Source organism: Parvibaculum sp. (assembly GCF_030694575.1).
Classification (GTDB): Bacteria; Pseudomonadota; Alphaproteobacteria; order Parvibaculales; family Parvibaculaceae; genus Parvibaculum.
Window position 1 is genome coordinate 1 of the sequence record NZ_JAUYUS010000103.1, and the last position, 10379, is coordinate 10379.

Consider the following 10379-nt stretch of genomic DNA (forward strand, 5'->3'; position numbering starts at 1 on the left):
CAGGGCATCGGACGGACGTTCAATCGTGTTGAACCGGGCGCGCAGCATGCGGCAATAGGCTGCCGGATCGGCAAGCCCGTCGATGTGATCGATGCGGACACCGTCGATCAATCCTTCGCCGTAAAGACGAAAATACAACGCGTGCGTCTCCTCGAAGACCTCCCTGTCCTCGATCCGCAGCCCCGCGAGGCCGGTGATGGTGAAAAAGCGGCGCCAATTGAGTTCATCGTTCGCCGTCCGCCACGACGCAAGCCGATAGTGCTGGCGTTCGAGCAGGCGTTGGAGCCTTTTCCGCCCGGCTTCTTCCGCCGGATCGTATAAAGCGAGTACCGTGCCAGGCTCGCCGCTTGCCAGCTCAACCATGTCTTCCGGCCTGACGGGGAAGCGGTTCTTCCCGTAGGCGGTGAAGAAGAAGCTGCCGTCGTCCTCCTCAAGCGCAATCGCACCATTGTCGATCGCGGCAGACAGCGGCTCGCCGAGCAAGGGCAAAAGAAGTTTCCGGCGCCAGTCGATATCGAAGAAACTCGCGTAGCGGCTCGCTTCGCCTTTCGCCAGCACATCCTGCCACCAGGCATTCTTGCCGCCGGCAAAACCCATGTGATTGGGAACGATATCGATAATGATGCCGAGTCCCTGCTCGCGAAGAGCCAGCGCGAGGGACCGGAAAGCCTCCTCGCTCCCCAGTTCCGGATTGATCCGCGTTGGGTCGACGACATCATAGCCGTGCATCGATCCACTACGCGCGGTGGTGATCGGCGAAGCATAAAGATGACTGATGCCGAGCCCGGCCAGATAAGGCACCAGTGCCTCTGCATCGGCAAAGGTGAAGTCCTTGTGAAACTGCAGCCGATAGGTTGCGCGTGGAATCATTTGTTTCTTTTATCGTTCAGGGTTGCGATACGCGCTGCGACTTCCGGCCGATCGAGCAGGTCGCCGGTCGCGGCCGGCATACGGCGACGCCAGTTCGGATGTTCGCTCGTCGTACCTGGCAGGTTCGGCTGCTCAACGATGCCGACAATGTCCTCCATCGGCAGGATGGAGATCGGGGATGGCGTGCTGCCGACATAGGCGAGAGCGGCGTCCACGACGGGACTCGTGTCGTCGGGTCCAGGCATGAGGTCGGCAGTGACAACGCCTGCATCACGCATGGAAGACCAGAGACGGGTCCGCTCTCGCGCGCGGCTGGAACGGTGTTCGGCTTCACTGGCTGCATCCGATTTGCGCCTCAGGCTCCAGGTCCAATCGATATCCCGGCCGCTCCACCAACCGGCGACCGTCGGCAGGTCGTGCGTACTCGTCATCGCCGCCGCGCCCGTGGGCCAACGATCCGGTGGCGTGAATGTTCCGTCCTCTTCGCGCTCGAACCAGAGAACACGCATACCGAGCATCTCCTTCCGCTCCATTTCATCCCGAAGCCCCTCGGGCACGGTGCCCAGGTCTTCTCCAATGACGATGGCTTTGGCGCGTTCCGATTCCAGTGCGAGAAGGCGAAGCATGTCATCCAGCGGATAGGTGAGGTAGGCGCCGTCTGTCGGCGATGCGCCATCCGGAACAACCCACATTCGGCGCAGGCCAAGCGCGTGGTCGACCCGGATACCGCCCGCATGCGAGAGCGCGGCGCGGATGGTCGCGATAAAAGCGTCGAAGCCGGTTCGCTGCAAGGCCTGGGGAGAGAAGCCCGTAATGCCCCAGTTCTGTCCGTCGGGACCGAGCGGGTCCGGCGGCGCACCGATCGAAAGCCCCGTCAGCAATTCTTCGGGCCGGCTCCACGCGTGGCTCCCGCCTGCGTCCATGCCAACCGCCAGATCGGCTATGAGACCAACCGCCATGCCGGCCCGCCGCGCAGCCCGCTGGGCCTTATCGAGGCCCTGCTCTGCCAGCCATTGAAGGAACAGGTAAAATCCGACCTCGTCTTCATGCTCCGCGGCAAAGGCCGACACTGAACCGCTTGTCGGATTTCGATAGTCCGGCGGCCAATCCTGCCAGCCGCGCGCGCCGTCCCGCCGAAAGAAATATGCGTGGAGAGCATCGAAGCGCACATGCCGCAGCAATTCCGCTCCACCTCGTTCGGCATATGCGGCAACTGCGTCGCGGACGCCTTCGCTCCGGCTGTCATAGGCGGCGCGAAGCTGTGCCAGTCGTTCGGGAATCGCGGTCGCCCAATCGATCAGCTCCGCAGATGAGGGGGACCTGGAGGTATGTCCGAGCAGCGAAGGGTCCGCAAAGAAGACATTCAGAAAAAGTCGGCTGGAGGGCGCGTAGGGGCTGTAGCGCCCGGCATCCGCCGGAAAGAGCGCGTGGACGGGGCTGATCGCCATGGCGTCGGCGCCCCGTGTAGCGAAAGCGGATGCCGCCCTGGCCAACGTACCAAAATCGCCAAAGGAACTTTCGCGTTCATCGCGCAGCGCCGCGATCTGCACAGCCGGTCCCCATATGCGGCTGCCGGGTGCAGCATCCTCGACACGGAAACAATGCCGTGGCGCCACCGCAAGTCCGATGCTCCGATCGGCTAACATCAAACGGTGATAGCCGGTCCGATCCAGGGCAGGAAGAATGATGCCATCGCGAACCTCCTCCAGCGTCACATCCTGTTCCGTGCCGTCTTCCAGTACGAGACGGGCGCGTCCTGCGGCACCGCATTCCTTTGGCAGCAGCAGCGGCCGCCCCACGTCGGCGGACATGAAGGAACATTCGACGGCCTTGTCGGCTTTCAGCCGGCGGCGGCTTTCGGCGATCGCCGCGTCGCTACCCGCAGGCAGGCCGAGCGCGGCGAGAATGGCGATGAGGGCATCGTCGGAGACACGCTGCGCGCGCCCGGCGGCGTCGGTCCAATCGGTCCGAAGGCCTGCCGCTTCGGCCAATGCGGCCAGGGCACTCATTCTTTATCGAGCCAGACGGCGACACTCGCGGGCGCCCCCGCCTCACCCTCGGCGAAAAGTGTGACACCGCGCGGTGCTGGAAAACCTGCCTGCCTGTCGCCGAGGTTCAGCGCCATGACGAGTTTCGCGCCGTCTCCCAACCGCCAGCGCGCCACTACTGCGGCGTCGCCTATCGCTTCGGCGCCGAGCGAGCGGGCGCCGCGCAGGCGTGGCACGATTTCCATTCGTCGTATGCGAAGAAGCTTCGTGTAAAGGGCCCACCACTCATCGGCGTCCGGTCCCGGCTCGGGCCGGGAGGCCGCGAAGGTGCCCGGCGCATTCGGATCGGGAATGCGTTTGCGCGCCTCCTCGTCGGAATATGCGGCGAACTTCGCGAACTCACGCCGGCGGCCGCGCCTGACGGCATCCGCCAATTCATCGTGAAAATCGGTGAAGAAGAGAAATGGCGTGTGCGATCCTGCCTCATCGCCCATGAAAAAAAGAGGTATCTGCGGACACAGGCACAGGAGCACCGTCGCCGCCCGGAGATTGTCGCGATCGGCCAGGACCGTAAGCCGCTCGCCCATAGCGCGGTTGCCGATCTGATCGTGGTTCTGCAGAAATGAAACAAACGCAGTCGGCGGTAGATGGCCGCTGGGGTTCCCCCGGGTCCGCCCATCGAGATGATGCGATACTTCCCCCTGATAGGTGAAACCTTCGGCAAGACAACGGGCGAGCCGTTCCGCAGGTCTGTCGGCGAAGTCGCCGTAGTAGGAGCTTGTCTCCCCCGTCAGCAGGACATGAAGTGCGCTGTGGAAGTCGTCATTCCATTGTGCATCGTACTTGCCGGGCTCGAGTCGTTCGGCATCGTTGTTCTCATTCTCAAGGACCAGATGAATGAACCGGTCCTGCCCGAGCCGGCTACGTATCTCGGCCGCCATACGGTCGAGAAAATCATTGTTGGCAATGGCTTGCACAGCATCGAAGCGCAATCCGTCGAAACGGTATTCGTCGAGCCACATCAGCGCATTGTCGATGAAAAATCGCGCCACCGGCTCCCGGTCGACGGCGACGGCCGCGCCCCACGGCGTATGAATATGCGGATCGAAGAAGTCCCCCGCATAGGTTCCGAGATAGTTTCCGTCCGGTCCGAAGTGATTGTAGACGACGTCCAGCATTATCATCAGGCCGAGTTCATGTGCGCGGTCGACAAGCGCCTTCAAATCGTCCGGCGTGCCATAGCTTTCCGCAGGAGCGTAAGGCAGCACACCGTCATATCCCCAGTTGCGCGTACCGCTGAAGGCCGAGATCGGCATCAGTTCGATAGCGGTAACCCCGATCTCGGCGAGCGCGGGAAGGTGTTCTGCAACGCCGTTGAAGCCGCCGAGCAATCCCGGGTGAACTTCCTGGATTATCGCTTCTTCCCAGGGCCGTCCGCGCCAATCTTCCACGCGCCAGCGATAGGCTTGCGGCGGTGCGACGACGCTCCAACCATGAACGCCATCGGACTGGCAACGAGCCGCGGGATCGGGAACGGAAAGATCGTGCCTTACGCGGAAGCGATAACGAGTGCCGGGACCTGCCACCGTCTCGACGGAGAACCAGCCGTCCCCTTCCGGTTGCAGCGGGATTTTTTCTCTGCCCTCGATCTCAAGGGCGACCGCAGGAATGTTCGGCGCCCAGATGCGAAAGCGCGTGCGGCCCGCTCCAACAAGTTTGGCGCCCCATTCCTTCATGACTTGTCGGACTCGTTTGTCCAGCACAGTAGCGCGGCGCCATGAGGCGCCACCGCGTAGTGATTTTCGATTTCAAACTCGCCGCGATCGGGATGGGCGCTGTCGGCGAGAACGGTCCGCTTGCTCTCCGGTGGCGGCATCCGGAAGTCGATGGTGTGGGACGATGCATTCAGAAGAAGCGTGAGTGCTTCGATATGCCCGTCCTCCCGCCGCCTGGCGCGGCGCATTACGAGCGCGCGGCCATCCGGGTTGTTCCAGTCATCGGCTGAGAGCTCCTGCCCTCTCTCGTCGAACCATTCTATGTCGTTGACGCCTTCAGCTGGCACGTCCTCTCCATAGAGAAAATTGGGCGCGCGTAACATGGGGTAGCGCTTTCGCAGGCCGGTCAGCCGGACGACAAAGTCGATAAGTTCGTTGCCTTGCAGAGAATCCATCTCTGCCCAGTTGAGCCAGCTGATCTCGTTATCCTGGCAGTAGGCGTTGTTGTTGCCGCCCTGGCTGCGGCCGAACTCGTCACCCGCCAGCAGCATGGGCGTACCGAGCGAGGCAAACAGTGTCAGCAGCATCGATCGGCGAACGCGGTTGCGCACATCGAGGATCGCCGGGTTGTCCGTCGGCCCTTCCACACCCCAGTTGCGCGAATAGTTGTGGAGATGCCCGTCCCGATTTTCTTCGCCGTTGATCTCATTGTGGCGATGTTCATAAGCGACGAGGTCCGCCAGCGTGTAACCGTCATGGCTGGCAAGATAGTTCACGCTCGCCCATGGACGCCTCGCCCGACGATCGAAGAGGTCGCCCGAACCGGAGAGACGGGCGGCCAGCTCTCCGCGAAGCGCGGAGTCGCCGCGCCAGTATTTGCGCACGCTGTCGCGATACTTGTCGTTCCACTCGGCAAACCCGGGCGGGAAGTTTCCGAGCTGATAGCCTCCGGGTCCGATGTCCCAAGGCTCGGTGATGAGCTTCAGCCCGCCCAGGACCGGATCCTGGCGCAGAACGTCGAAGAAGCCGGCGCCTGGATCGAAGCCGTGGTCGGTGCGGCCGAGCGTCAATCCAAGATCGAAACGGAAGCCGTCGATCCCGAATGAAGTTGCCCAGTACCGCAGAGAATCCGCAACCATCTGAATCACCCGCGCATTGGAGAGGTTCAGTGTGTTGCCCGTCCCCGTATCGTTGATGCAGTAGCGTGGATCGTCGTGAATGAGCCGGTAATAGGTCGCGTTGTCGAGTCCTCGCCACGACATGGTAGGCCCCCGCTCGCTTCCTTCGCATGTGTGGTTATAGACGACATCGAGAATCACCTCGATGCCCGCTGCATGCAGACGCCGAACGGCGATGCGCAGCTCGTCCTGATCGTCGGATGCAAGATATGTCTGCTCGGGTGCGAAGAAGCCAAGCGTGTTGTAGCCCCAATAGTTGCGCAGTCCCTTCTCCTGCAAAAACCGGTCCTGCACGAAAGCATGAATCGGCATCAGCTCCAGCGCGGTTATGCCCAATCTCTTCAGGTGTTCTATCACGCGCGGATGCGCCAACGCCGCGAATGTGCCGCGCTCCGGCGGCGGAACTTCCTCCAGCAGTTTCGTCAGACCTTTGATGTGCGCTTCATAGATAATCGTTTCCGACCAGGGGGTGTTGGGGCGCACATCGCGCGACCAGTCGAAAGCCGAGTTGGTGACCACGCCTTTCGGCATCGCCGCGGCACTGTCGCGCCGGTCAAAGCTCAAATCGGCGCGATGCGAGCGAACGCGATAGCCGTGCAGCGCATCGGTCCATCTGACATCGCCGGCGAGCTTGCGAGCGTAGGGATCGAGCAGCAACTTGTTCGGATTGAAGCGATGTCCTTCCTCCGGTGCATAGCGACCATGCGCGCGGTAGCCGTAGAGGAGCCCGGGACGCGCATCGGGCAAGTAGCCATGCCAAACCTCGTCCGTCCATTCCGGCAGTTCATAGCACGCGATTTCACGCTTCCCGGTCGGCTCGAACAGGCACAGTTCTATCTTCTCGGCATGTGCGGAAAACACGGCGAAATTGACGCCGAGACCATCGAAGGTGGCGCCCAATGGACGTGGCGATCCTGTTTCAAGCCGGTCTGGAAGCGGGCTCATCGGCGACCTCCTTCAAATCGGAGAATGACCGCCGCAAGCGGCGGCAGCACAACCGTCGCCGAGGCGGGCTGTCCGAGAGCGGGCGTCGGCTCCGCTTCAACCAGACCGTCATTGCCGATATTTCCACCGCCGTATAGTGCGGCATCGCTGTTCAGAACCTCGCGCCATCTTCCGGCGCGCGGCATGCCTACGTGATAGTTCCGGTGCGGCTCCGGCGTCATGTTGATCAGCACCACGATGGGAGGTACGTCCCCGTGCCCGAGGCGCGCATAGGCGAAGACGCTGTTTTCGGAATCGGCACCGACGATCCACTGAAATCCGCTTGGATCGGCGTCGCGAGCGTGAAGTGCGGGCTCCTTCGCATAAAGCCGGTTGAGGTCTCGCACGAGACGCTGCACCGAAGCATGCTCGGGGTCCGACAGGAGATGCCAAGGCACCTCCGCATCGTGGTTCCACTCGCTGTCCTGCGCGATTTCACCTCCCATGAAGAGCAGCTTTTTTCCGGGATGCGTCCACATGAAGGTGAAATACGCGCGTAGCGTTGCAAACTTCCGCCATCTGTCGCCAGGCATCTTTCCAATCAGCGATCCCTTGCCATGCACCACTTCGTCGTGGCTCAACGGCAACACGAATTTTTCCGAGAAGGCGTAGACGAGGCCAAAAGTCATTTCATTGTGATGCCACGCGCGATGAACCGGATCGCGCTCCACGTATTGAAGCGTGTCGTGCATCCATCCCATGTTCCACTTGTAGGAAAATCCCAATCCTCCCTGCTCGAGCGGTGCTGAGACGCCCGGCCAGGCAGTGGACTCTTCGGCGATGGTGACGGCACCGGGACAGCACTCCGCCACGACCTCGTTCAGGCGCTTCAGGAAATCGACCGATTCCAGATTCTCGCGACCGCCATGGACATTGGGCACCCACTCTCCGGCGTTCCGGCTGTAATCTCGGTACAGCATCGAGGCAACGGCGTCGACGCGCAGGCCGTCGACATGGAATGTCTCCAGCCACCACAATGCCGACGCAAGGAGGAAGCCGGCCACCTCGCGCCGTCCGAGATTGTAGATCAGGGTATTCCAGTCCTGATGAAAGCCCTCGCGCGGGTCGGCATGCTCATAGAGATGGCTCCCGTCGAAATGCGCGAGGCCATGCGGGTCGGTCGGAAAATGCGCGGGCACCCAATCGAGAATGACGCCTATGCCGGCCCGATGACAGGCGTCGACGAAGCGCGCGAAATCCTCCGGTCGGCCGAAACGGGCGGATGGCGCGAATTGCGAAAGCGTCTGATAGCCCCACGAGCCACCGAATGGATGCTCCATGATCGGCAGGAATTCGACATGCGTGAAGCCCATGTCGGCCACATAGGGAATCAGCCGCTCGGTCAGCCCGCGCCAGTCGAGCGTTCCCTCACGATTTCCCTCAGGGCGTACCCATGACGCGGCATGCACCTCATAAATGGAGATCGGAGCATCTGGCCCCTGACGCGCAGTGCGCTCGGCGAGCCAGTCTGCGTCGGTCCAGTGAAAATCCGGCGTGGCGGCAACGACGGAAGCCGTAGCTGGCGGGGCCTCCGTCGCCCGCGCGAGGGGATCCGCTCTTTGGCTGGTGCTGCCGTCCGCGCCCGCGATCTCGTATTTGTAGCGCGAGCCGGCGCCGAGCCGCGGCACAAAGAGTTCCCAGATGCCCGCGCCGTGCCGCAGCCGCATCGGATGGCGCCGTCCATCCCAATTGTTGAAATCGCCGACGACCGAAACCCGCCGCGCATTCGGCGCCCATACGGAGAAGGCGACGCCCTGTACGTCCTCCATGGCGCGCGGTTGCGCACCCAGCACATGACCGAGCCCCCAGTGGCGTCCTTCGCCAAACAGGTGGAGGTCGAGATCGCCCAGCACCGTTCCAAAGGAATAGGGATCCTCGGTCTCCTGCACCGCTCCTCCCGGCCATACGATACGCAGCTTGTAAGCCACGTTCTCCGCCAGGCGGCCGACGAACAACCCGCCCGTTCCCTTAAGCGTTCCGAGTTCGTGCTCGTCGCTTTGCGCAATAAGCGAGACTTCTTCCGCGCCCGGCTGGAATGTGCGCACCACAGTGCCGCCGCCTTCATCGTGGGGTCCGAGCAGCGCGAACGGATCGGTCAGCCGCCCATCGAGCAGAGCTGCCGCCGCATGCTCAAGCGTGCCGTTCATCGCCATCACTTCATCTCCTTGCCGATCAGTCGTGTTGCGACCTGTGCAAGGCCCGCCACCGGCACGCCGATCCAGTCCGGCCGGTTGGCCGCTTCGTAAGCAACCTCATAGGCCGCCTTTTCCAGCAGGAAGAGGTCGAGCATAGGATCGGCGGCGGGCTCGTCCCTGTCCTGGTAACCGGCAAGGAAAGCCTCGACCGCCTGCTCGCGGAAGCGGGCATAACGCTCCTCGGTACGAATCTCCTCCGTCTCCGCGCTCGCAGGCCGCTGCTGTTCGGCAACCGCCACCGCATAGTCGAACGAACGCAGCATGCCTGCGACATCCCGCAGCGGCAGGTCCTTGCCGCGGCGTTCGTCGAGCGGCTTCGTCGGCTCGCCTTCGAAATCGATCAGCATCACGTCGCTTCCCGTCACCAGGACCTGCCCCAGATGAAGGTCGCCATGAATGCGCGTGCGCATACGGCCCTCGGCATCTCGCGCAGCGGCCCGCACCCGCTCGATCAGTCCGTCACGTTCCGACAGCAACCGGCCGGCGGCTTCATCGTCGTTGAGGCTGGCGCCAGCGACCAGATCGAGCGCGGAGCGCAACTGCGCCGCGACGCGCTCACCGAGCTGCTCCGCACTAGCGGCGTCCATCGGTTCCGGCGTGAAGTCCGGATCGTCTGTCGGTCGCGCAAGCGTTTCATGCATTTCCGCGAGTCTGCGGCCCAGATTCCGCGCGAAGTTTCCGTAGTTGGAAAAGCTCCAGTCCACATCGGTTGCCAGGCGCTCAAGCGTTCCCAGCGTCCATTGCCAACCGTCTCCCTGGTTGTAGACGAAGCGCTGCACCAGCATCAGCAAGCTCTTCTTTTCACCATCGATGCGGCTGACGTCACCCAGTATGGCGGGCACGTTCTCGTAGCCGTTTTCGCTCAGGTAGCGAACCATCTCGACATCTGGATGGATGCCCGGCTGGATCTTGCGCAGAACTTTCAGAACCGCACGTTCGCCAAGTACGAGTGTGCTGTTCGATTGTTCCGCTGCGAGCCATTCGGGCGCCGCGTCGGGTTCGAGATCGAATCCCGCATGTGACGAGAATTCCAGCGCGCCGCCACCGGCGGGAATAGTGGCGTTGTCCCGCAACGCGGCGATGATCGATGTGGAGAACGCGTTCAGGGTGAAACCATCCGTCAGCAGACCGACGCGCCGCCCGCGCCGCACTTTTGCAAGCGCGAGGTTGGAGGCAAAGGGCCCTGCCGGTTCGGCCTCCCAGACGATCCCGAGCGGCAATGTGTAGATGGCAGCGCCACTGTCGGTCGTCACCTCAATCTCGGTCAACATCAGATCTTCCGCAGCCGGCAGCGGCGTCGCCTGCATGACGCGGACACGGTGGATTTTTTCGCCCTTGGCGCCGAACCAGCGGCGATGCGGCAGATAGCCCGGGAGAACGTCTTTTTCCAGAGCGTCGAGATTTGCTCCCTGCACGACATCCGTCAGCGCCGGACGCAACACGAACGTA

The 10379-nt window shown here is 62.6% G+C and carries 6 protein-coding genes; all 6 read right to left on the reverse strand.

Annotation, left to right across the window (positions count from 1 at the left end):
• The coding region (locus Q8S60_RS14815; RefSeq protein ID WP_305668684.1) for an alpha-amylase family glycosyl hydrolase at positions 1-870 on the reverse strand (870 nt) is incomplete at its 3' end.
• Positions 867-2879 (reverse strand): 4-alpha-glucanotransferase, encoded by a 2013-nt coding sequence (gene malQ, locus Q8S60_RS14820; RefSeq protein ID WP_305275972.1) that lies wholly within the window; start codon positions 2877-2879, stop codon positions 867-869. The genes malQ and Q8S60_RS14815, both read right to left, overlap by 4 nt.
• Positions 2876-4594 (reverse strand): malto-oligosyltrehalose trehalohydrolase, encoded by a 1719-nt coding sequence (gene treZ / locus Q8S60_RS14825; protein ID WP_305275971.1) that lies wholly within the window; start codon positions 4592-4594, stop codon positions 2876-2878. Before treZ ends, malQ begins: the two co-directional genes overlap by 4 nt.
• On the reverse strand, positions 4591-6696 hold the full coding sequence (glgX, locus tag Q8S60_RS14830) for a glycogen debranching protein GlgX (RefSeq protein WP_305275970.1): 2106 nt from the start codon (positions 6694-6696) through the stop codon (positions 4591-4593). Before glgX ends, treZ begins: the two co-directional genes overlap by 4 nt.
• Complete coding sequence (gene glgB, locus Q8S60_RS14835; protein WP_305668685.1) at positions 6693-8888, reverse strand: 1,4-alpha-glucan branching protein GlgB; 2196 nt, start codon at positions 8886-8888, stop codon at positions 6693-6695. Before glgB ends, glgX begins: the two co-directional genes overlap by 4 nt.
• Positions 8888-10379: putative maltokinase (locus Q8S60_RS14840; RefSeq protein WP_305668686.1), on the reverse strand; the 1492-nt coding region annotated here is incomplete at its 5' end. The genes glgB and Q8S60_RS14840, both read right to left, overlap by 1 nt.